Source organism: Mesorhizobium sp. M7A.F.Ca.US.011.01.1.1 (assembly GCF_003998295.1).
In the GTDB taxonomy this organism is placed as follows: Bacteria; Pseudomonadota; Alphaproteobacteria; order Rhizobiales; family Rhizobiaceae; genus Mesorhizobium.
This window is the reverse complement of the sequence record NZ_RZRT01000007.1, coordinates 1-25,853: the sequence shown is the minus strand read 5'-3', so window position 1 is coordinate 25,853 and position 25,853 is coordinate 1. Positions and strand designations below refer to the sequence as shown.

At 60.6% G+C, this 25,853-nt stretch carries 1 protein-coding gene; it reads right to left on the bottom strand.

Annotated features, from left to right (window positions below; genetic code table 11):
* Positions 1 to 85: 85 nt before the first annotated feature.
* Positions 86 to 25,750 (bottom strand): Ig-like domain-containing protein, encoded by a 25,665-nt coding sequence (locus tag EOA13_RS11000; RefSeq protein WP_206535271.1) that lies wholly within the window; start codon positions 25,748 to 25,750, stop codon positions 86 to 88.
* Between the last annotated feature and the right edge of the window lie 103 nt (positions 25,751 to 25,853).

Here is a 25,853-nt window from a genome sequence, read left to right as displayed (position 1 = left end):
CCGTCACCCCTTCTCCCTACCTGCAATCTTTCGTTCTTCGCCGAAGTCTGCCAAGCCAGTCCCAATGCTGGCTCGCCACGCTCGGCTAATTTCTTTTGCCCGGCCCTGTGGATGCCGAAACCCGGATGCCGGCGTTCGGGTTCTGAGCCGCAAGTGCCTGCGCGACGAATGGGAACTTCCATGCCACCTGATCCGTCGACAGCGACCACTTGTCGTTTGCGAATGCCGTTATCGGCATCGTCAGATCGAGAGCGAAATCGCGATCGCCCGGCGAGGCTCGTCTCACAGCGCCGGCAAATTGCCAGTCCGGAACTTCCGACTGTGAAGCCTCAGTTCTCTCCTCCGGAGCGCGGGCAAGAGGGGCCGAGTTTTTGTTGATCGCAAGCGTGGGTTCTACTGCCTCTCCGAGCGTCACCTGCGCCTGAGATGTCGTCGTGTTGGCTGAAGTCGGGGTCGGGCTAAGAGGCAAAGCGCCTAGTGCTGAGAACTCGCTCTGCAGCCCGGACCCAGTGCTATGGAACTGAACCTGGATGCCAGCGGGAATCGATGGGATCTCCGCTTGGTCGCGACCCGCTATCTCCGACTGCAGAATGTTGGCGTCCTGGTTGGTCACCGCCCCGCTGAGGTCGAAATCCGCAATCGAGACCGGATCGATCAAGGACCAGGCCGAGAAGCCCTGCCCAGGATTTGCGGCCGCGCCGGAGATCAGCTTCACATCGGCCTTGGTGTATGCCGCATCTCTGTTTGCGTCGCCGATATAGCCCACAACCTGTAGGGCATCGTCGCTGGTCGTTGTTGTCGCCTTGCCGTTTACGCTTGCAACCGCAACATGCAGGACCTGGGTATCTCCATAGATCGCTGTGCTGGGCACCGACGCAATGAGGGAGACGATGTTCAGGGTGCCGCTTCGCAGCGCGCTACTGCTGGAAACGGTCACGGTGGCCTGCTTCGTCCCATCAGGCTTCAGGGTGCTGCCAAATGTGAGTTTCGTGCCTTTGGGAAGGTCGGCTCCGGCCGTTGCTCCAGTTATGGTGAGCATGGTCGGATCATAGTCCACAGTGAACACCAGCGACTTGACGCCACCGAGGCTGCTGAAACTCACAGGCAGTCCCTTCGCGCGGGCGGGAACATCCACTTTCTGGCCCGGACCGCGCATGAAGTCGAACAGGCTGATAACGCCGTTTCCTACGCTCTTGACGTCGAACGTAGCGATGAAATCGTCGCCAGGCGTTCCATCGCGATTACCATCCAGATCGTCGCGGCTGTCATGCAGGGCGTTCTCACTGCTTCGCAGCATGACTCGATAGTGGTCGAACGGAAGGATGCCACCGACATTGAGATCGGGTAGCTGTGCTGTAACCGGATCCTTAGCCGTGGGCTCCTGGCTGTGCTTTAACATCGATTCTGGGCTGGCGTTCTGGCTACCATATTGCCGGATTGCCCCCGTCCGCAGGAAGGTGAAGCCAGCGAGGTCATTGTCGATGACGATCGAGCCGTCGATGCGACCGACCCCCTGCCCGATCAGCATGACGTCGGTGGGACCGCGTGCGTTTCCCTCGCCTGGATAGATATTGAACGTCGACGGGTCGAAGGCGTGATTGAAGCGTACCCGGAAGCCTGTCGCCGTCGGCGTGAAGCTTTGCACCACCAACCAGTCAGTGTCGACCACAACAGTGGTGCCGGAGGAAGCGCTGAACGTGCCGTCCTCGTTCGTGGCGCTGGCGAGGATGGTGAAGTCGCCGCGCGCGTCATAGACATGCGTTGCGGTCGTGGCGCTTCCGGCTAGGGAATCGATCACCCCATCGCCCCAGTCGACCCTCCAGAGGGTGATTGTGTCATCACCAGGATCAGTCGCCCCAAGCGTGATAACGTAGGGGTCACCCACGATAGCATGTGCTGGACCGATGACCGTGATTGTCGGCGCAACATCAGCAACGTGGATCGCAAAGCCCTGCTCACTAGTTGCGCCCTGCGCATCCGTGACGCGCAGGGTCACATTGTTCGTGGCATCACCGTCGAGCGCCGTCCACCTGAACGCACCGGTGTCTGGGTCGATTGTCGCGCCGGCCGGGGCAGTGACAAGCGAGAAGACGAGCTTGTCGCCTCTGTCCGGATCACGCGCGACTGGCACGAAGGCGACCGTCTCTCCCTCTTTCGGCGAGAGGTCAGGCAACGCGGCGAGCGTCGGCCCGTCATTGAGACCTGCTATCGCGATGGTCACGCGAGCCGTGGACAGCGCGCCAGAGCCATCCTTTACCGTGTAAGTGAAGCTGTCGCTGGCCGTTTCGCCCGCCGCAAGCGCCGCAAACCCGCCGCTCGGATCGTAGTCGTAGCTGCCGTCGGCCCTTACGGTCAGACGGGCCCCCGAAATCAGAACGATCGTCTGTCCGATCGCCTGCTCGGACCCGTTCACCGCGACGATAGTGAACGTGTCGCCACTGTCCGGATCGGTATCGTTGGCGAGAATGCCCTCTGCTGCCAAGATACCCAGTGCAGTGTTCTGGTCAGTCGCCGCTGCGTCGTCGAGCGCCTTTGGCGCGTCGTTCTGTCCGGTGATCGCCACGGTCACGGTTGCGGTCGAGGTTACGCCTGCAGTATCGCGCACCGTATAGGTGAAGACGTCCTGGGCCTTTGCGCCCACGGCGAGATGATCGAAGGCGCCGTTCGGGTCGTACGTGAATGTTCCGTCGGCATTGGGGACGACGCTGCCGACGGTCCCGGTGGTGTCGAGGCTGATGCTGTGGGTGTCGCCCTGGTCGACATCCGAGAAGAGCGGCGCCAGCAGCACTGCCGGGCCGTCCTCCATGGCATCGCCGGCTACATCCTGCGCCACCGGCGCATCGTTCACCGGCGTGACTGCCAGGTTGAAGGTGTCGGAGGCCGACAGTTCGCCGTCGCTCGCTGTAACCTTGAGGCCAAGGACCCCGTTGAAGTTCAGCGGCGGCGTGCCCGAGAAGGTCAGCGTCGAGGCATCGAAGGAGAGCCAGCCTGGCAGCGGCTCACCGGTGGCGAGCGTCGCTGAAAGGGTAAGAGCATCGCCGTCCGGATCCTCGAAGACGAGCGCAGGAAGCGTGAAGGTCCACGGTGCATCCTCAGGCGAGGCCTGGTCCGCGATTTCCGCTGCCAGTACCGGCGCGTTGTTGTCGGGCACCACTTCGATGCGGACGGTCGCGATGTTGCTGGTAAGAACTCCGTCGCTTGCCTGGTAAGTGAAGCTGTCGGCGCCGATGAAATTGGCTTTCGGTGCATAGGTGAAGCTGCCGTCCGGATTGAGCGTCAGCGTGCCGTTGGTCGGGCCGGCGACGAGAACCGGCGTCAGGCTATCGCCGTCGACATCGGTGTCGTTAGCAAGGACCAACACTACCAGGCTGCCGTCCTCGGCAACGTATGCGATGTCATCGGCGGCCATAGGTGCATCGTTCACCGGCGTGACTGTCAGCGTGACGGTCGCGATATTGCTCTCGGCAGTGCCGTCGGACGCCTTGTAGGTGAAGCTGTCGATGCCGAAGAAATTGGCGTTCGGTGCATAAGTGAAGCTGCCGTCTGGATTGAGCGTCAGCGTGCCGTTGGCTGGTCCAGTGACCAGGACCGGGGTCAGGCCGTCACCGTCGACATCGCTGTCGTTGCCAAGCACTGGCACGACAATCGTCCCATCCTCGGCAACGCTTGCGATGTCATCAGCGGCGCCAGGTGCATCGTTTACCGGCGTCACTGTCAGCGTGACTGTCGCGACGTTGCTTTGTGCGAAGCCATCGCTGACCCGGTAGGTGAAGCTGTCGGCACCGAAGAAATTCAGCTTCGGAGCGTAGGTGAAGCTGCCGCCGGGGTTCAGGGTCACGGTGCCGTTTGCCGGTTCCGTCACGACCGATGGCGTCAGGGTATCGCCGTCTTCGTCGGTATCGTTGGCGAGAACGGCAATCACAACGCTGCCGTCTTCGGCGACCGTCGCTTCATCGTCGGACGCGATCGGTGCATGGTTCCCCGGCTGACCTTCGGTGACGAACTCGACGTCGTCGATGATGACCTGGCTGCCGAGCGCACCAAAGCCGAGCAGGTCGAAATAGAGCTTCAGCGGCGTATCGGCCGCAATTCCGGTGAGGTCGAATTCCACCGTGACCGGAGCGTCAGGGGGCAGCTTTCCATTCTGGTCGAGGCCGGTGAGTCTGATCCGCGAAGAGGCGAAGACGGTGCCGTCGGACTGGATATTGAGCGCCGCGTCGGTCTTGGAGAGCCCGTCTGCTGCGATCGGTTTTCCGTCCGACCCGATAAGCGCGAACTCAAAAGCATCGCCGGGGCTCCGCGAGTTGTCACCGAAGTGGGCGCCCTTTAGTTTGAAGCGCAGCGCCAGCGCGTTTTGCGGAATACTGAACTCCTGGGTGGCCCGTGCACCGACCCTGTCGGCCTCGTTCAAGGTGAGGACACCGGATCCGATCCCGGCACCTCCCGTAACAATCCAGCCGGCACCCGAAGTGTCCGGGTCAGAAACGCCAAACGACCCGTTGATGATGCCGGCCTGCGGCGTGCCTGCCGGACCGGCCAGATCAGCGAAAAGCGCGCTCAGGTGATACTCGGCCTCGATCGCGTTCGTGATATTTTCTGGCGCTGCCGCGAGCGCGGCTTTCAGGGCCTCGATGTCGGCGGCCGAAGGTAGGCGCCGCACGCCGACGGGGAGCGTGGCGGCCATCAGATCGTTTGGATCAGAGGAATGGGAGAGTCCTAGGACATGGCCGATTTCGTGCAGGGCGACGGTCAGCAGGTCGATGTGGCTGGCAGCATCCGAGTCAGGTTTAGCCAAGAAAACATAGGGATTGGCTGTAGGCACAAACTCGCTGTTGTCAGATTGCGTCCCATCGACAAACCAGCCGAGCCCCGCCGCGTCATCGTCAAAAGTAACAGAGGAGCCTTCAGTTTGGGCAAGCCGGCCGGGCAGTAGGTTAGAAATGGACCACTGATCTATGTTTGGAACGTCGCGCGCGTACTCGCCCCACCCGGCGCCTACAAGCACGCTGATTTCGGAGCTAAACCGGTTGAACGACTGCTGCCCACCATCATTGGCGTACGATTGCGATGCCTGCGGTTCGGTGGACAGCGATACCGTAGCCCCCAGGGGTGGCAGAGGGTCCAGTTTCTGTGGCCCTCGAAACACTATATGGAAATGACTTGCATGCCCTTTAGCATGACTATGTGCAATCCCAAGATCATCCAAAACCTGATCTATCCACGGATAATATGTTTTCCCATCATCACCTATCAAGACACGAAGAAAGGTATCTTTATATAGGGCTGAAGACGCTCCTAATTCAGTAAACTTTCCAGTAGTACCGTATATTGCAGCGATTTTACTTATAACATCCTTTTCTGAACCATTTAACGGTGAACTAATCCCCAAATAAAACGATAATACGTTAGCAAAAAGGTTCGGGTCATTGCCCTTATTGCTGAGTTCCGCGTCAGAAAACTGATATCGTCTGGTGTTGATTTTTTCTGGCAGCACCGTCGACTGATTATTGAGTTTGCCCGAACCCGTATAGGGAATGCGAACGTCCGCAGCCAGGCCCGCCTTGTGAGTCGCGTGAACCTCATCGTTGCTTGACGCGAACGTGTCGGAGTAGGCGTTACTCGCACCTGTCATAACTATCGGCGAAATACCGACAGCAGAGTGCAAAATAGCCGCAACCCAACTCGTCGCAAACCGTTCTGGCTGATTGAGCGGATTTGTAAACGTCACGTTGTTGCCATCATTTACTCTGTAAACCTTGAACGCTGATCCATTTTGTACGGAATATTCGTACAAATCGACCCATCTAGGTGCATTCTGCGCGTTTAGCCAATCTATCGCTCTGACTTTTCCTTCCACCGCCCTGCTAATGATACCGTCGACATTCGACTTCTCCGTGGAATATTGACCAGACAATGCAAGCGAATTGTAGTTAAGGAACGGCGACATCGTCCTTTCAGAAACGGTAACCTTCTCTATCTGACCGAACGGAGTCGTCACGACGCTAGGTTGAGAAATCGTCGGAGTCTGAAGAGAGGCTTGGAACAGACGAATTGCCTCTACCTCTAGAGCATCCGCAAGGAAGCCAATCGGCTTAACTTCCACTCCGTTGTCTGAAATTACTCCGTCCACCTCGAGATCGGTGAAGGTATCCTTAAATCGTACCTTGTTACCCTCCAGTGTGTAGGAATCGCCGCCCCACCCTGGGAAGCCAAGAAATTTTAGGCGCTGCGATACTCGAATCACGTCCAACGGATTGTTGTCAGCGGTTTGGACATCGCCCACGGAGCCAGCAATTCCAAACCGCGACATTCCGGTCTGAACTTTGATCGCAATCTCGTAGGTCTCAGGGGTCTGGCTCCCGGTGAAGAACACCTTTACAAATATGCGATCCGAAACATCTGCGATGCGGTCCCATTTTCCGCTTCGGATCATGGCAAGCTGATGATCAGTAATTGTTGGACGGTAGTAGATGATCCCCGTCTTGGAAAATTTTCCACCGGAGTCGACGAATTGACTTTGCCACTCTTGCCTTGTCAATTCGTCGTTGATCAAAGTGAGCGCCGAAAGTGGATTAACCCTCATGGATCCGAAGGTATCTTGTCGAATGGCGGCTACGTTGGAATCGTCTGATGAGAACTCAAAGCTCGCTATCTGCTTAGTTGCATGAGACGAAATAATCGTACGGAGATCTAGCTCGGTAATATCGCCTAGAAGTACTGGGCCATCTAAAACTATTTCTTTCTGCCCCTTCGCTCCAACCGCCATTCCTACGAGCGAACCCGCTCTGACCACCGGCCCTAGACCTAGGGCGTTCACAGTCTGTGCCAAATGCGGTTGTTCAGCCTGGAGAGGTTGCAACGGGCTATTCTGTCCCGCCAGCACGTCTAGCGGAGTGAACGCGCGTTCTCCTTCGGTTCCCCCTTCGGCAGCAGAAATCAGCCTTTCGACGTCGTACTCATAGGTTTGTCCGATCCCTCGTAGTTCCACGAACAGCGTCTTCCCATCCGCTGAAAGCGCCAGCGTGTTAGCGAAGCCGTCCTCGATCGCCTCGGTGGCGCCGAGGTAGACTGGATTCGGCCCGAATGGATCCTTGATCAACCCAATCTTGGATCCTGCTATGCGGGTGCTCTGCGTGCCTGGCACGTAGAACGCTCCCGATCCGGGCGACAGACCACCGAACGGATCGAGGTTCGCGTCTGTGCCCGGGTCAATTGTTCCAGACGTGCTCGTGCTCTGGTCGAGCGCCTGGATGGGCAAATGCCAGTCGCTGACAAAAGCGTAGGCGCCGTCGTTGGTGATCGCAATCCCGCGCGCATTGCGGATCATCAAATCCCAATGCTGCGTGGTCGTGCCGAGCTTCAGGCTGACCACTGAGTTATTGATCGTCGCCTTGAAGTTGAGGGGATCGTCGTTCGTGACGTAGATCGTGCCGAAGCCGCGATTGATGTCTAGGAAATTCGTGAAGGCCATACGGTTTGGATCACCGGCCGCCACGATGGTGTTTGGCTGGGTACCGGCGTCGAGTTCGCCGATGACCTGATTCCACCTGCGTGGGTTCGCGGCGCCCGAACCGAAAGGCTCATCGAACGGATCGACGTTGATGACTGCTATGTGACCTGGCGTGCGCTCGCCGGTGAAATACCCGCCGTAGGTCGTTGTCTGCGGCTCCGCGACATAGAGGCGCGTCCCGTCCGAGTTGACGGCCATGCCCAGCACGCCCCTGGTCGCCTTGGGCAAGTCTATCGTCGACACAACCTTGTCGAAGGTCTTCGAGGTCGGGTTGACGTCGATGACATAGAGCTTGTTCGATACGCCTCCGGCGTACAGGTAGAAGCCGTTGACGGCGATCGAGGTAACGATCGGCAGGGCTCCGTGATCGACGGGCTTTCCGTCGGCATCAAACGATATGATGCGAGTCAGGCCGTCGATCTTGGATGTAGTCGGATCCAAATCAACTTCGTGGAGACCTACCGTATCGATCACGGCAACGCCTCCGCTCCAAAGCGCCACATACGCTCGGGTTCCGTCCTCGGTCAGTGCGACCGGGTTCGGCGCGGCGGTCGTCAGAGCGCCCGGCAAGTCGATGCGTTTTACGATCTCTTGTTTTTGGGTGTCATAGACAACGAACTGGGCGTTTCCGTCGTTGGGATCAATCGAATAGACCCTGTTCTGTGCGGTCTCCGCAAAACTTGAGCCGCTCTCCAGTTCGATCGGCGTCGACCGGTCGACGCCTGCGGCATCGAACTCATAGCCCGGTACCTTGCGGACGAGCGAGATGTCGGCAAGGCCGAGGATGATGCCTGCCGGCACGTCGGCCATAGCTGTTCCACCCGAAATCGTTGCCAGCACGTCGACTGGGGCCGCGTCACCCATCACATACCGGACATAGAGTTGGCCCGGCCCATCGAGATTGGTTGCCGTCACGATGACCTTGTCATCGGCAAACATCACTGGCGCCAATCCCATGACAGGTGTTTGCGCATCGCCGAGAGGAGCCGGCGGCGTCACCGTAAGCGTGGCGGTGTTGCCCCCCGCAACCGCGACGAACTCTGCGGTGCCGGTGCTGATCGCGCCGTCCGAATAGGTCAGGATATCCACCGGAATAGCCGCGCCGGGATCGACGGGCATGGTGAGGGGAACATCTCCCAGCAGCCTCATTCCGTAGGAGACGCCACCGTCGTTTATGATCCCAAAGGAGGCCGCATCGGACGTCGATGTCAGAGAGACATAGGTGTTCTGCGATCCGGCAACGACAATATACGTGCCGCCAAGCACCAACCCGGGATAAGGTGGAGAATTCGTGCGGATGAACCCGTCATCGCCGACGGTACCGAACTCGGCGAGCAGCCACAGCGTCCTCGTGCTCCCGTCCGGAAGCGGCAGCTCTGCCTTGCGGAAGAAATAGACGATCTCGCCCGCCTGGGCGCCGGCCGGCGCCTGCACGGCGATCTGGGCCGGCTCGTCAAGGGTCGCACCGCCGAGATCGAGATTGAAGCTTGCGAGAAGGTCGAATGCCGGTGGCACCGGCAGTGGAAGATCGGCCTCGGCAACCGCATTGATCGCGACGGTTTCTGCTTCGGACAGTACACCGGGACCGATGGTGACGAAACTTCCACCTGATCCCGCAACGACACCGCCTTCAGGACCAAGTGCGGTCGGCCCGCTGCTGGGCTGCTGGACGAGCACCGGGATGTCCGTTTGCCCGCCGGCATTGATGATGCTGACCGTCGCAACACCCTCGAGTTGACTGTGCACAAGCCCGTTCGCGTCGACCTGAACGACCGAGGTATTGCTCGTGAAGTACAGGGTTCCGTCCTCTGATCGCGTGATCTCAAGGCCGTCACCATCCCAGACCAGCAATTGCCGCACCCCGGTGCCTGGCATGAAGGCAAGCGAACCGGGGTAGGTAAGGATCGACGGAACCGCCTGACCCTCGTCCTCACCCAGCGTCGGGTCGAAAATATTTGCCGCCCGAACGGCCGAGATGCCATGGCTCGCCGCTGCTATTACCGTCCAACCGGCGGAGACGCCGACCACGTTTCCGGCGACGTCGACGGAAGCGATGGAAGGATCGAGCGATGTGAAGCTGAGGTACGATGAATCAAGCCTCACATTGGTCTCGTCGGCAAAGTCGCCGGTGATCTGCAGCTTCTGCCTGAGGCCGGGCAAGAGCTCGATCGAAGGCAGATTGATGCGAAGAAGTTTGGCATCCGAAATGTTCACCGTGATCGTCGCGACGCCGGACATGTTGTATCCGTCGTCTGCAACGATCTGGAAGCTCGCTGCGCCCGTGTAGCCGGCCTCGGGCGTGAACAGGACCGAGAGGCCGTCGCTCAGGATCCTGGCGGTGCCGTGCGCTGCGCCGACCACTCGATAGAAGGTTTGGTCGCCCTCCGGGTCGGCGGCGACAGCGCCAACATCCGCCGTCAGCGTGAGATCCTGATGCGTATTGAAGGTGCCTGTCGCTGCAACCGGTCCGCGGTTCGGTTGGTAGCCCAGGTTCTGGAACAGCAGTTGCGCGTCGGTACTGTCGACCCTACCGTCCTGGTTTGCATCTGCGGCGGGCGTGTAGCCTGACTGGCCGGCGCTCGTGCCCTTGGCGGCAAAGGTCAGGGCGGCATCGGTTCCATCCACCTTGCCATCCCGGTTGGCATCGCCAGCAACGAAAAGCTCGAGACTGTAGGCGCCGGCGCTCTGGGCATCAGCGCCGCGGACGGTCAGCAGCTTCAGCCCGGCCTGGTCGATCTTGTACAGCGCGAAGGCGCCATTTGCATCCGCCCGGCTGGCGACAAGAGTTGCCCCCTCAAGCTCCGGAACAGCAAACGTTGCACCGCCAGAAGTGGGCTTAAGGATCACGCCGAGGTAGAGGGAGCCGCCATCGGTGGACGCGAGCTCGGACGGCCGGATCGTAAAGGTCAGCCTGTTCGTGCCGCCTTGTGCCAAGGTTTCATGGGCGGCGTCTGCGAGATAGCCGGTTGCGACACCGAGATCAGCGGTGACCGGAAGCTCCGCTCCCGCCGCATCGATTGCCACGCCCGGCTGCCCGGCGTCGCCGCTCACCAGTGTGAGCCGGTGATCTGCGTCGTAACCGTATCGCCTCGACGTCGCGGTGATCAAATCGCGCACCAGCGTGAGATTGCCTTGCGCATCATAGAGATACGCGAACGAGCGGCCGTCGGTCGTGATGGCTCGTGTGATGCCATGCTCCCCGCCGATGAACGAAATTCCATCGCCGTTCGCGGCAAAGATGCCGCTGTCGGCAACGGACAACGTCGCGCCGTCAGTGAAGTGGATCGAGGTCACGCCGGCCTGGGAGTCGACGGCATAGGCGGTCCCATCCGGCCCAACGAGCTCGTATTCGCCACGGCTGTCGAGTCCGGCCGGGTTGTAGGGCCTGCCGGTCGCTAGATCGTAGAACCGGTCACCGACGCGCGAGAGTTGCGTCGCGGTCGCCTGCAAGGTCCACGTCACGCCCGCGTCAGCGCGGAAGGAAGGCGTGTAGTAGACGAGCCCCGGAATGCGGTGCTCCTGAGCTTCGAATGTGAAGCCGACCCGCTCTCCGGTCGGCAGCGTCATGTAGACACGCGTGCCGTTCCTGAAGGCGCCATACGAACCAAAGGCCTCGCGCCCGGTCGGCGCAACATCTGTTTCGACCGTTACATCCTTCAGAGCAAGTTGCCAGCCATGGCCGAAGCTGCCCGCCTGTGCGCGAGCAAGGGGATCGTAGTGCCGGACCAGAGCAATCTCGTGTCCGGCGAGCGAGATGGTGAGGTCAGTCTCGGCACGCGGCAGCGCTTTGACACTGTCGATCTCGATCTGTGCCTCGGCGCGCGCGGAGCGGCCGGCCACGTCGGCCGCCGTGAGACGCAGACTGTAGACGCCGTTCGCATACAGAGCAGGGTCGAGTTGTGCGAGCCCGCCATTCGTGATCGCGCCAGCCCCGGTAGCCAGGGTCATCCACTCGCCCGATCCAAAATGCGCGATCTCGAGTTGCCAGCGATCCAGATTGGTGTCGATCACGGACCCGACCACATCCGCCTTCGCGTCAAAGCGCCGACCCAAGAGGCCAGCCGCGAGGGAAACCTGCGGGGCCAGTATGTCGGCCGGGTCACGCACTTTGAGGATCGCTGAGCGCGTGCCGACAAGTCCGTCTGCGTCGGTGGCGGTCGCCACGATCTCGCTCAGGCCCGGCAGCCCGGCCGTGATGCGGGCGCGCCCCTGGCCGTCGAGCGCTAGCAGGTCGCCGTTGTAACGCACCTCCAGCTTGGTGATGTCGGCGAAGCCCGTCGCGATGACGTGGACCAGTATTTCCTGACCGGGCACCACCGGGAAACTCGGCGTCTGCTCGATGACGATGCGCGGGAGTTCTGGTGCGGTGGTGGCGCGGAGCACGACCGGTTCGAGCACGGTCTCTTGCGCATCAGACACAGTCGCGAGAACAAGATAGTCGCCGGTCTGGCCAGGACCCGGCGTCCAGCGGATCTCGCCTGTCGTCTCGTTGAGGGTGGCGCCTTCGGGCAGGCCGGTGGCGTCATAGGTCAACGTGTTCTGCGTATCCGGGTCTGTCCCTGCAAGCCGGAAGACCAACTCGGTGCCGAGCACTACCTGATGGTCGGAGGACTTCAGGACTGGCGTTCGGTTCGTGTCTGCAATGCCGACCTGGACATCGAGCGTGGAGAGCGCGCCCGACGGATCGGTGGCGCCAAAACGGATCGTGTAGTCACCCGCCTGGCTGTAGCCTGGCGTCCAGGTAAACTTGCCCGTCTTGCGGTCGAAGCGAGCACCCTGTGGCAGAGGCGACAACACGGAATAGACGGTGGGATCCTGATCTACGTCTCCCGAGAGCACCGTGAAGGCCATCTCAGCGCCTTCCCGGCCCGCCTGCGGGAACATCGCCACGAGCTCGGGTGCCCGGTTCAAGTTCTGCACCCTGAGCGTGATCGTCTCGGAGCTCGCCTTGTTGCCGTCCGAAGCAGTGAATGTGATTCCGGCATAGTCGCCGGCTGCGAAGTAGTTGGGCGTCCAGGACAGCAGTCCGGTTTTCGCGTTGAAGGAAGCCCCTGTCGGGAGATTGGTGACCGAGAAGGTTATCGCGTCGTTGTCAGGATCGATCGCCTGGAGCGAAAGGGCGAAAACCTCACCTTCCTTCAGGGTGCGGTCGCCGATGGGCAGGAGGACAGGCGCGGCATTGCTGGCGCGCACCACGAGGTGGATCAATTGGCTGTCGGACAGCGCCGCATAAGCGCCGGCGTTTCCGTCATCCGTGACGAGGAACGTGATCGTCCGCTCACCAATGTCGGCCGCGGCGGGCGTCCAGTCGACGCGGGCCGTGCCGTAGGTCGCGAGCGGCGTGATGGTCATGCCGGCCGGCATGTTCTGGCCGGAGAAGATCAAGCCGGCCTGGTCCGGATCGCGAGCGCGCAGGACGAAGCTCAGCGGCTGTCCGGCGACCGCAACCTTGTCACCGATGACATCGAACAACGGCCGCTCGTTCGGCGCCACCACGGTGGTGATGAAGCTCACCGCCGTCGTGCGAATATCGGCCTTGCCTTCAGTACCACCGTCGTCGGTGGCGCGGACGGTGATGAGATAGTTGCCCCGGTCGTGGTCGCCGGGCGCGAAGCGGATGATGCCCTTGTTGGCTTCTGTCTTCACAAAGGTCGCGAGGCCACCTATGGCGGTCAGCTCGATCGGCGTAGTGTCGACGGCCGGTCCGCCAGCCGTCGGCTGCCGGCTCAGGTAGACCGACCATGTCAGCGGGTCACCGTCCGGATCGGACACCTCCACCGGAATCTCGAGGATCTCGCCGCGGTTAACGCTTTGGTTGACTGGTGTCGGCACCGACGGGGCGCGGTTGGCATTGACGATATCGATGACGACATCGCGCACCGTCACGGCCGGTGTGAGCCCATCTCCCGTGTCATTCGCCGTGAAGCGAACGGTGTAATGTCCGGCCTGCGTATAGCCCGGTATCCAGCCGAAGATGCCGGTGACAGGATCGAAGCTTGCACCTTGCGGCAGGTTCTCGACGCCATAGGACACGGTGGGTGCCGTGCCATCAAGCGGCGTCAGGCTGGCGTCCGCCTTGCGATCTTGCGGTACGAAACCAGGATTGTCAGGATCGAACGCGAAGGCGCGGAAGAAGAGCGGCTGGTTCTCCAGCAATCGGAACGGGCCGAGTTCGTCGAATACCGGCGCGCCGTTGGCATTCGCGACCGTGAAGGTCGTGCTGATCTCCGTAGTGTTGATCCCATCACTGACACGGAACGGGATCACATAGGTGCCAGCCTGGGTGAAGGACGGCGTCCATTCGAAGGCGCCTGTGTTCGGATCGAGGAAGGCGCCACCCGGAAGCAGTGCGCTGGAGAAGATGAGCGCATCGCCTTCCGCATCGTTCGCGCGCAGCCGGATTCGGATTGGATCTCCTTCCCGAACAACGCGATCCTGAACCGGCGCAAGGCTAGGCGCCTGGTTGGTAGGCTCCACCAGCAACGCGAACGTCCGCGAGACGGTGTTTACACCGTCGGTCACTCCAAAAACCACGCCTTCATAGGTGCCGGCTTGGCCCCAGCCTGGTGTCCACTGCAGCAGTCCGGTTTCGCCGTTCAGCGACACGCCAGCCGGAAGCTGGTCCGCGAAATACTGGAGATAGTCGCCGTCGGGATCGAAGGCCGCCAACCCAACGGCAAAGTTCTCTCCCTCGCGAACCCTGAGTTCTTCGGGCAGCTCCTGGACGACGGGCGCCTGGTTCCCGCCATCAACCTGGATGGCGTAGGCCTGTGTCGCGTAGCTGCCGCGGTTGTCGTAGGCGCGCAGCACGACGCTGACCTGAGCCGGGCTGTCGACCGTCGGCGACCAGGTCAGTAGGCCTGTGTTGGACAGGCCCATCCCTTCGGGGCCGTCAAGCAGGAGATAGGTGAACGGATTTCCGTCCAAGTCATGCCCAGCCAGTTGATAGGAATAGGCTTGCCCTGCGGTCGCTGTGGTGACGGGTGCGGAATCGATGACGGGCGCTCGATTCGCGGCGGGAACTGCGAAAACACCGTGGCCGATGGAGAGATGCTGCAGGGCGGAGTTTCCGATCGTGACAGTCTGCACGGTCGTGGACTGTCCGGGGGCAAGCCGGCCGTCAGCGAGAGCCTCGCCCAGATTGATGTACCAGAGTCCGCCACCCTGGAACGACGCGCCGGCAGGCTGACCCAGGAAATATTGCGCTGGGTCAAGAACCAGTGTGAGCGGCGCCAGAATGTCGGCGTCGCTGATGTTGGTGACCTTCACGTCATAGGAAACTGTGCCGTCGGCCCGGCTGGAGCGCACAGCGCTAAACTCGATGGTGACGAGCGCCGAAAGGTCGGTGATGGCGGTGAAGTCGCTTGTGAAGGCGGATCCCAATTCGGCATCCTGAATGCTCTTCAGATGCTCGCCCACGGTGAGCGTGTAATCGCCGAATTCGAGTGGATCGAAGGAGAGGCGAACAGTGCGGGTTGCCACGTCATAGGTCGCACCCTTGAGCGCAACAGGCTCGCCGGTGCTTTTCACGAGCGTGTAGTTTGCGAGGTTCAGAACCGAACCGGAACCGAGGCCGTCGCCCGCCAGCATGTCCTGGTCGAAGGTTACCGTCATCCCCGCGAAGGGGAGTGGCACTGCGGATCCGTCCGGCGGATTCACGAATGCTACCTTCGGCGCCACGATCGGACTGACGACATCGATCTGATGCGACTGCGCGATCAGGAGGCGGCCATCCGCCGTCGTCGCAAGCGTTTCGCCCCACGTCCCGTTAAGGGCGATAGGAACATGTTGGAGTGTAGCGAGGTCAACCGCGATCAACTGCGAGCCGCGGGATTGGCCGTCGGCGAGATTGTTCGAGATGAAAAGGAGACCTTCGAGCTTCGTGCCAGCCTTGCCGAAAGCAATGGAATCAACCTCGCTGTCAAAAGACAGGACTCGTGTGGCGCGCCCCTTGGGGTCAAAGGTCACGACATCGCCCCTTTCGGGCCAGGTGGTGCCCCAGAGCTTGCCGTCCGGTGCGAATGCGAGATCGTCGACGCGAACGGAACTAAAGGCCGTGAAGGTGTGCTTCACGGCGTCGAAGATCTCGATGCCGCGTCCCGACGACACATAAATCTTCCCGGTGGCCCGATCGACTGCCAGTGCCTGCGTGATGCTGTCGCCGAAGCGGGCCTGGATTTGACCCGTCGCTGCGTCCAGGAGAAGGAGTGCGCCGCCGCCAGTGGTGGCCCACAGCTGCCCCTGAGCGTCGAAGGCAAGGTCGAATATTGGCTCGTCCAGCGTCGCCAGCGGCTGCCCGGCATCGCCACCGTTGTGATCGAATTTGTAAAGCGAGCCACGGTTTGCACCACCGCTTGCGTAGACGCTGCCGTCCGCCGCCACCACGATGGCGAGGGCACCTATCCCGGCATGGCTTTGCGGGATTGCCGACGCGAACACCTGCGCGCCAAAGGGACGGATCGTCGTGCCGAATTCCGACAAGTCAGCCAGTGGCGTCGGCGCTGGAATGGCCTGCTGTGCCTGCAGGAAAAGTGGATTGGTGGAGGGTGTCGGCGATGGCGCCGGAGCCTCGCCGAGATCTTCGCTTGTGCTTCCCACGTTCGGCACGTTGCCGAGGTCCGGCCCAGAGCCGTCGTCAGGTGCCAGAATGCCCAAAGGCGGTTCCTCGGTGTTGCCCGCATTGTCCGTCGCGAGCGCAAGGAACTCGTAGCCGTGACCGTTCTCTCCCTGGAAGATTCCGAAGGTCTCCGTTGTCTGGCGCTGCCAGATTTGGAAGTCGCCTCCGTCCTCCGCGACGTAGACGGTGACATGCTTGACGCCTGATCCGCCGGCGTCGTCCGTTGCTGTCCAGCGCACTTCGTAATTGGCGCCTTGTATGAGCTTCGCGGTCAGAGTCGACGTCGGGGCTGCGGCGTCCAGAGTCTGGGTAAGTTCGATCGTCTCCTGGGGAGCCATCGTATTGAAGAGCACCCGCGCCTGGGCGCTGATGGCAGCGCCGGTCAGTGCGCCATCCTTCGGACGGATTGTATAGCTGACCGTGCCCAGCCCTGCCCCTTGTGCATTGTTTGCGGGTAGCAGACCCCGGGAGGTATCCTGGATTACTTCCCCCGTCTCAGGATCAATGGCCTGCAGCAGCCAAGTCGCCGTTGCTGCGCTGATGTCGATGCCGGCGGAGACGCGCAGAATGAAACCCTTGGACCGCGTGAAGTCGAAGTCACCTTGGAACAGGGAGCGGCCTTCCGGAATATGGACGTTGATGTCCCCGATCTTCAGATCGCCTAGCCGGAAGGAATAAGGGTCGAGGTCCGCGTCGAGCTTGGTAACGATGCGGATCTCGCCGGGACGCGCCGAAGCGTTTTGCGGATTCTCGAAACGGATCGAATACGGAAGAGCTGCTCCCGCCGGCAGGAACTGCTCGGTGCCAATGCCTTGCGGCCCGGTGATGGATGCCAGCTCGCCGACGGCCGCCGCCTGTTGGTAGTAGCGCGAGAAATCAAGCGGCGACAGTTCGCTCGAACCTGCCACCGAGCCGAATTCTGGCAGCGCCACCGTGCTCCCGCCGGCCCCGCGTTGGTCGAACCCGATCCACGGTACGAAGACGTTGAAATTCTCGAAATATGTCCTCTGTGAAAGCCCCAGATCGAAGTCCGAATATTTCGAGAGCGCTGGTACCGGGATTTCGAGGGTATAGCAGTCGTTCTTGCGCAACTCCCAATGGTCGATCGGCGCCAGCGTGCCCGGTTGGTCGCCGTACCATTTGTGGACCTGCTCGAAGAACGAGACGAGATTGCCATCGCTGCGGATCTCCTCGCCGGCCGTGCCGAACAGCACCCCTGTCGTCAGCACCGCCAAAACGCTCTGGATAACCGGATCCTGATTAATCGGCGGAGCTTCGTCGACGGGCCGCAAAATGCCCGCAAGTTCCAGCGCCGCAAGGTAGCTGGCTTCCCAGGTCTTTGCGTCCGCGGCGAGGTTGATGAGTGCCGCATTCGCGGTTGGATCGGCCAGCACTTTCGTCCTGAGGTTCGCCGCTTCGGTCTTCTGCTCGGCGATGAACTCGTCGCGGGTCATTGGCGTAGCCGCGGCTACGACGTTGAATCGGAACGGGATAAAGAGCGTGCGACACGCGTCCGGAATTGCGCCGAGTTGCAGGTAGAGGTCGTAGAGGCCCGGATAGATCTCATCGAGCGCCGTCGGACCTGCGTCCAGCTTGCCAGCCAGGGCTGGGATCTCCGCGTATACCCGCTGCTTGAACTCGTCCCAGGCGCGATCATGCATTTCGCGCAGGCCTGGATAGGTCGAAACGTTGAAACTCAGTCCAGTAAAGGCCCCGGCCGGCATATCGTAGAGGTAACCGGGGGCGAGAATCGTGCCACTCGTGTTGAATTCCGATTCAAGGCTCGCCCAAGGCACGTCCTCACCGGTCTCCGGCTGGGAGCCGCCGCGCAGGTTCGTCTGGAATGTCACATAGGGAAGATTGTAGATGACCGAATTCGTCTGTAGCTCAGGGATGCCGTACGAGAAGTGCAGATACGGTGTGTCGACATTCGTGAGCGACTGGAAGGCGATTCCATAGGTGCCGGTATCTCCAGCCAGCAGAACACGCGGGCCGCCAAGTCCGATGGTCACATCCGGTTCCAGCGCCCGCTCGATCAGATACCGGTACGGCTCGATGGCCGTTGTTCCATCGGGGTTGATTACTTTTACGTCATAAAGGCCGTGGGGCGCGTCGGTGAAATCGAAGGTCGCCTTGATGTGCGTGGAATCCAGCACCTCGTAACGAACCGGCTCGTATTCCGCTATGCCGGGGCGCACGAGCTTCACGATGGCGTTCGGAGCGAACTTCGCGCCGAAGACGTCGAACGTCACCCAGCGACTGTCTCCACCTCGATCGACTTCGACTCGGCTGATTGCGAAGGGTGCAACCTCGGCCAGCAAGGTCACAGCTGTGTTTTCGGACGGCTCCTGATGGCCGCGGATCAGAACGTAGTATTCTCCTGCTTTTGTCGCCGGAATTATCGCCGTTTGATTTGCCTGCAGTGGATCTTGGTAAATCGCGTCGAACAGGAAACCCGTGGGCACGTCACCGTAGCGAAGGAACAATTCGTTGGACGCGTTCGAACCCGAACCCGTCAAGCGAACTTTTAGGGTCTCTCCCTGCGGCACAGTTATCCGATAGAGGCGCACCTGGCCCGTGCTAAGGGTAGTCTGCAACGGCACGCCGATGTGCATCTCGTCAACACTGACACTCAGCGCATTGACCGATGGAGCAGCATTATTCTTCTCGCTTTCAGCATTGAACGGGCCTTCGTAAACCTCGTTGTAGATGTCTGAGCGGACTATAAGGCGGTACTGGCCGGCCTTGGCTGGCGGCAGTGCCGCGGTGAGGTTCGACGTATAGGTGTCGTCTGTAAGGAGCGAGCCTGTAAAAGACACGCGCCCGAGGATACGGTCGTTGATGTCCCAGATTGCATCATCGGAAAGATAGACGCCGTCAGTCCAAGTCCCCTCCGCCGGATTGACGCCCTGGTTCCTGACTGTCCAGCTGATCTGAAGCGTTTCGCCAACCTTCGCTACAGATGGGGTTGCGACATTGTTGTCGACGACAAGGTCGGACGGCGGCGGCAATTCGAAGATGAGAGGCTGGTCGCTTGATTTCGCGTTGTTCGTCTCAAGGTTCGCTTCGAAAACCGAGCTGCGGCCAGTTGCGCTGACTGGATCGGTGACGACGAAAAGGTAATAAGGTCCATCGAGTCCCACCGGCGCTCTGATCGACTTCGCCACTGTGTAGCTCTGGCCCGCGGCGAGCCCGCCCGTATGCTCGTATGCTCCGATGAAGCGGTCACTCTCGAGATCGAGATGCTGGTCACGCGAGAGATAGACGAGATCTGTCCAGTGATCTTGCGAGTCGCGTACATCGCCGCTCCCGGCGTTGAGGACAGTGAAGCTGAAATCGAACGGCTGACCTGCTGTCACATGTTGGGGAGCAGTGACCGATGAGACCGTGAGATCCGGCGGGACACGCAGCGTAATGGGAAGAGGTTTTCCAGTCGCGTTGTTGCCCTCGCCCTGGAACTCGGGGACAATATCACCTCCGGTCTGAAGGCCCGGCAGATCCGCCGCAATCGTGCTGGCGGCCTGTGTTGACATCGCCCGTTGGGATCGGGCATCGGTTTCGACGATAAGATAGAAATCGCCGTCAATGAACTCGGGAAGGTCGACGTCCAGCAAACCCGTGTAGGCCGCCCCAATGGCAAGCTTTCCCTTGTGCTGGACGCTTCCGAGTTCATAGTCGCCGGTGTCGAGTGAGCCGTCTCGCGAGAGAAAGACACGATCCACCCACGCATCCTGGCGCGTTTCGCGGGTACCTGCATTGAGCACCTGCCACGAAACGGTGACCCGGTCCCCTGAGATCGCGGCAGCAGGAACCGTGAGGTTACTAACCTGAAGGTCCGGCTCGCGGTATGTGACCGAGATATCTTGTCTTGAAATATTGTTTGTATTGTTTGCGCTCTCGAATACTGACTCCAGGTAGTGCTCGCGTATTTTGGCGTCACCTCCCTTTGCCTCGTCAAACTCCTCCTTGGGAACGCTACCCGCTGGTACCACGTCCGTCAGAACGAAGATGTAGAATGGGCCGTCGATGCCGGGCGGGAGAACGACCTCAGCACTGACGTTGTAGCTTTCGCCCGCCCGCAAGCCGCCTTGGTTGCTATGAACGGAGGTGGCAAGCAACTGGGTCCGCGGCGGAGTAATGGCTCCGGATGAGTTTTGAATATTCGGGTTCCAGACAGGGTCTCGGGAGAAGAATACGGAATCAATCCAATAGGCCGTACCCGGCCAGACATCCGCGCCTTCATTCGTCACGGTCCAGTTGATCGTCGTCTTCTCGCCGGAGAAGTTTTGGGCAGGAACCTCGATGCGCGTAACTTTTAGGTCAGCTGGATGCCGAACGACCTCTGAGTCGCCTACGGCGCTGTTGTTAAGTTCGTTCGTTTCAGGAACAGCGCCCGTGCTGTCCGGGTAACCCGAATCGACGTCGACAATCAGATAACGACCCTGAATGGCAGGTGAGAGATCATAGGTTCGCTCGCTCGCAGCCGTTTCGCCGACGGCCAATCCTCCTGTGCGATAAAACGACTCTAGGAGCCACTCCTTCGCTCCGACTTCACCGAGAGTCGGGCGGTCGGATATCCATATCCTCTCAACCCAGCCAACATCGCCAGTATCCCCTGGACCGGCATTTCCTACCGTCCACTTGACTGTATACTGGCCCCCAGCATTGACCGGCGTCGGTCCGCTGACCGACAGCACCTTAAGGTCCGGCCGCTTCGTGATGGTTTCCGGACCGAGGATCTGAATCAGCCGTGCCTTGTAGTTGTTGTTGTCGAATTCGTTCGGATCATCGGGGTTGACGTTGACAGCAAGCGTGTCTTCCAGGACGACGTCGTAGGCATCGCTCCAGGGTGTGATGAAGTAGGTGCCTGACTCGAGACCGTCGGGCAGCGTCACCTTCAGGATCTGGTCATAGCTTTGTCCGACCGGCAGCGCGCCGCTATGCTGGATGCTCCCGAGCAGGATGCCACCGTTCTTGCTCGGGCTCGGACGCGTACGGTCCTTCGTCAACCAGACCGAGTCGAACCACGTATCCTTGTCCGTGGTGGAGGAACCCTTGTTCGTAACGGTGAAGCGGACCTCAATCTGCGAGCCTGCCACGGCCTGGACGGGCGCTACAACACTCCCGGTGACCAGGTCCGACAGGGGTTCGGGCTCGACGAAGAAGGCGAACGCACGCGTGTTGTTGCCGTCGTTCGGATACTCCTCGACTTGATCGGTCGAGTCTGTACGCACGATCAGATAGGCATCACGGCGAAAACGTATCGGAATCTCAATCGGTCCAGTCTCTTTCGTGTACCGCCCACCGGGGTCGAGTGCGAGAAGGTTGTCGTACGTGCCAACCAGCATGTCCCCCGCGTCGATCTGGTTGTCGAGGGAGAGATAAACCGAATCCTTCCACCGCGACGTCGTCGGCACCGTCCCCTGGTTGATGATCGTGAATTTGATCGAGGCAGTTCCGCCAGCCGGCACGCGAGCCGGCACGATGGCTGTCTCAACCTGCAGATCAGCTCTCGGCTTTAACTGGACGGCAAGCGTACCGTCATCGCCCGTATTGTTGTTGGTCGCTGCTGCGCCGTGCTCGTAGAGGAAGTAGCTGGGTTCCGGAAGGGCGGCCTCGTCTGTGGTTGGCAACAGCGCATTGGTGACGATGAAGGCGCGATAGAGGCCTTCGATCTTGTCGGGCAGGCGGAATTGTTCTGTGCGCGTGTACGATTTGCCTGGCGCGAGCTCTCCGCTAAAGGTGAAAGTTCCGACTTGGAGGTCGGGTAAGTTCGTGCCCGCCTGAGGACGAAGCACGACACGGTCGCTCCACGTCCCTTTGGCGACGCCCTGACCGGAATTGGTGACGGTCCAGGAAACGTCGATCGTATCTCCTTCGATAGTGGAAGCGGGAACCTTGACGTCGGTAACGGTCAGATCCGGGCTCGGCGCCAGGGCGACCTCGATAGTATCGGACGTCCTCGTATTGTTGCCTGTGAAGACGAATTCGTAAACACCACCGGTGGTGGCGACGAGCCTGTAGGGTCCCGAGAGACCGTTCGGCAGCACGATCTGTGCCGACCGCGTGTAGCTCGCATCGTTGGCAAGAATTCCCAGATGGTCAAACCGCGCATCCGCGACAGCCTGTCCGGAGGCGTCGATGAGCGTGATCGTATCCGTCCATTGGTCACGATCCGTCACTCCTATGCCCTGGTTCTTTACGGTCCAGCTGACATTGAGCCGACCGCCGCTCGTCGCCGAGGCGTCCGCGACCAAGTCCGTGACCGTCAGATCCGCGTAGGGTATCGGCACCACGTCTACGGGATGTCCCGGCGTTGCCACGTTGTTTGCTTCCGATCCGTTCTCGAAAACTTCTGACTCGGAGTCGGTACGAACAAACAGCGTGAAACGTTCGGACAATGCGGCGGGCAGAATAATCTGCTCGCTACGATCATAACTGCCGCCAACAACCACGGCGCCATCGTGACTGAATTCTGCCAGGACCATGTCGTCACTGTTGCCGAGGATGTCGTCTCGCGAACCAATGATCGTATCGGTCCACGCCAGGGTTTGGCCGACGCCTGTTCCTTGGTTGGTGACAGTCCATCCGATCGTGACGCGGGCTGGATCGCCCACGGTGAGTGCTGGCGCGGTGACGCTACCAACCGAGAGATCGGCATAGGGTGCCAAAGTGACATGCAGAAAACTGCTGGCCTGGTTGTTAGCTTCTGCCTGGGGCTCGCGGACGGCGTCAGGCTGGTCCGCAACGACAATCAGCTTGTAGTCGCCCGACGCAGACAGTGGCACCGAGACTGTCGCTTCGCCCAGATACTCCCCCTCAATATCAAGCCCGCCCACATGAGGCACGTCCGCAAGCTTTATGTCCCCTGCATCTATGACATCATCACGCGACAGGTAGATCGCGTCGGTCCAACTGCCCAGGGCGGCCCCGGTGCCGTTGTTACGGACGTTCCAGCGCACCTGCATGACACTGCCCGACACGATTGTGGCGGGAGCCTGGACATTCGAAGTGGTGAGGTCGGGATGACTTAGTGCGAGTGACGAGCCCAACGCGTTGTTGGTCTCGCGTTCAACCTCGTACACTTCTTGGTCGGCATCAGTGATGACCAGGATCCGGTAGGCATCATCCACAACATCCGGGAGCGTGACGTCGACCGTCCCGCCGTAACTAGCCCCAGTTGCGAGATCAAATACTCGACGGACCTCACCGATCACTATGGCCGTGGCCAGTGTTCCGTCTTTCGACAGGTAGATCCTATCGGTCCACGGCGCACGGGCGCCACCTTCCCCGTCGTTGCGAACAGTCCAGGTGACTGTCAGGTGTTGACCCGGTACTCCCGACGCTGGCGCAACAACGCCGGTTACCACCAGATCGGCTGCTGGCGCCACGGACACCGCGACCGTCGTGAGAGAACGGCCAACATTATTGGCGGTGGCATCGCGTTCGTAGACGCGGGCCTCCGCGTCCGTGATCACAAGGAGGTGGAAGGTGCCTTGGAGTCCATCGGGAAGACGGACGGTCGTGCGGCCGGCATACGTGCCGTCCTTGGCCAGAGCGCCAGTGTGCACGACATTGGCGAGAATGCGATCCGAGGAGTCGACGACTTCATCGGTCGAAAGCACGATCCGATCGGTCCAAGTGGTGACGTCTGTCGTGTCATCGCCCTGATTTCTGACTCTCCAGGATAGGTCGATCAGTTCCCCGCTGCGGCCGGTAAGCGGTCCGACGACCGCCTCAACGACCAGATCCGCCGCTGGCGATTGCAGGTCGATGGTCACGGGAACCGCAACATTGTTACTCAAGGTGTCCGGCTCGGTAACCGCGCCTGTGGCATCGGTGCGGATGGTCAGCAAGAAGGTTCCATCAAGGCGCTGCGGCAACGTGATCGTCTCCTGACGCGTGTAACTGGCGTCTGGAGCGAGCGCGCCCGTCCGAGTAAAGCTCGCGACCTCTACGTCGTCCTCGTTTCCCCATACGGAATCCCGGCTGAGGATGATCGTGTCCTTCCAACTCGAGACACCGGTATCGACTGGTCCGTTGTTGGTGACGGTCCAGCCCATCGTGACCGCACCGCCTCCCTGCCCGGAACTTGGGGCCGATACGTTCGAGGCTTCCAGATCAGGATAGAGCCTCGGCTGTGAAATGACTTCGAGAACTGCGCTGTTGTTTGCCTCAGCGTCGACCCCTTCGGCGGCTTCGATGATCGCGCCGATGCCGTTCTGGTTGCTGTCGGCGGTGACATGGATTTCGAGCGTACCGGCACCGCGCAAACCGTGCGGTAACTGCAGCGTGACACTGCGCGGCCGTGTCTGGCCAGCTCCGAGCGGTACGTTTCCTGGAGCAGTTGGATCATAGAAGACGGCGGTGTTTAGAACAGTTTCGCCCGTTGCGGTGTTAACGATCGCGATCTGTGTGAACCAGCCGGTCGCAACAGGAAGGGCGCCGGTATTGGCGTCCGACCACTCGATCGTGAGAGGGCCGCCCGCCTGAACCTCCGCGTTCGTGACGTGTAGATCGAGAATTTCCAGATCTGGTGCGGACGCAATGGCGACTTGGGCAGTATTGTTCGATTCAGCTGTGCCCAACGCGTTGCCTTCCGACACCTGATTTGCCGAGTCGGTTGCGATCTCAAAGATGAACTCGCCGGAGCCCGCAAGGCCGGATGGCCAGACAAAGCTGTACTCGCGAGAGTGGCTCTCGCCAGGCGCAAGCCCTTCGAGACCGGTATCGAAGGCGATGCTATCCAGACGAATGATCTGTCCGGTCGACAGATTCCGAACGCGAATCTGTTCCGTCCAGGAGCCCGATACGGCGAGGTTTCCAATGTTCCGTATGTTCCAGGTAAGACCTACGCTGCTGCCGGGCAGCCAGCCCGTTGCGGGGCTTACGACAATGTCGGTGACTTCGAGATCGGGGGCGAGAGCGGCCTCTTGATTTGGGATTGGGATGGGTGCCGAGACAGGCACGTGGAAGATGCTGAATGTGTACGACGCAGGCCCAGAACCGTAGACGTAGCCCTCGATCGCCAGCGTGTAAGTCCCGGTGAACGCCAGCGCCTGGACATCTTGGTCGCCAAAACCGTTGAACCAGACCTGCCGGCCGAACGGATCAATGAGGCGCCAATAGACGGTGCCACCGCTGTTGTTCTGTTGGTCGAAGAAGAACTTCTCGCCGGCCTGTGCATCGAAGTGGTAGAGCGCCGTCTCCGTGCCGGTCGGCAGCGTGCCCGACACCGGCGTGCCCGAGACGACCGGCACAGCCCTCGCGACATCAAGCAGCCGGAAGCTGTAGGGGCCGGTCGTGTCGAGATTGCCGTCGACAACGAGGGTATAACTGCCCGCCGACAGATCGAGCACCGGATTGCTGGAGAAATAACTCCCATCCGAATAGTTGAAGTATCGAGCGCTCACCTCCTCGCCGCGCGGTCCGATCAGGCTCCAAGTCAGGTTCTGCTGCGGATCATTGGTCAGGTTGTCGAAATAGAGCCGCCCAGCGTTCGCCAGATCGAAGGTGTAGCCGTTTTGCTGGCCGGCATGCGCGATCGCTCCGTCAACCGTCGCGCCGACCGTCAGCGCGGCTGTTGTGTCCTCGACCTTGTGGACCGCAAAGCTTAAGTCCACCGGGCTCGCGTTGGATACATAACCCTCGATCGCCAGCGTGTAGCTGCCCGTGAACGCCAGCGCCTGGACATCCTGGTCCCCAAAACCATTGACCCAGACCTGT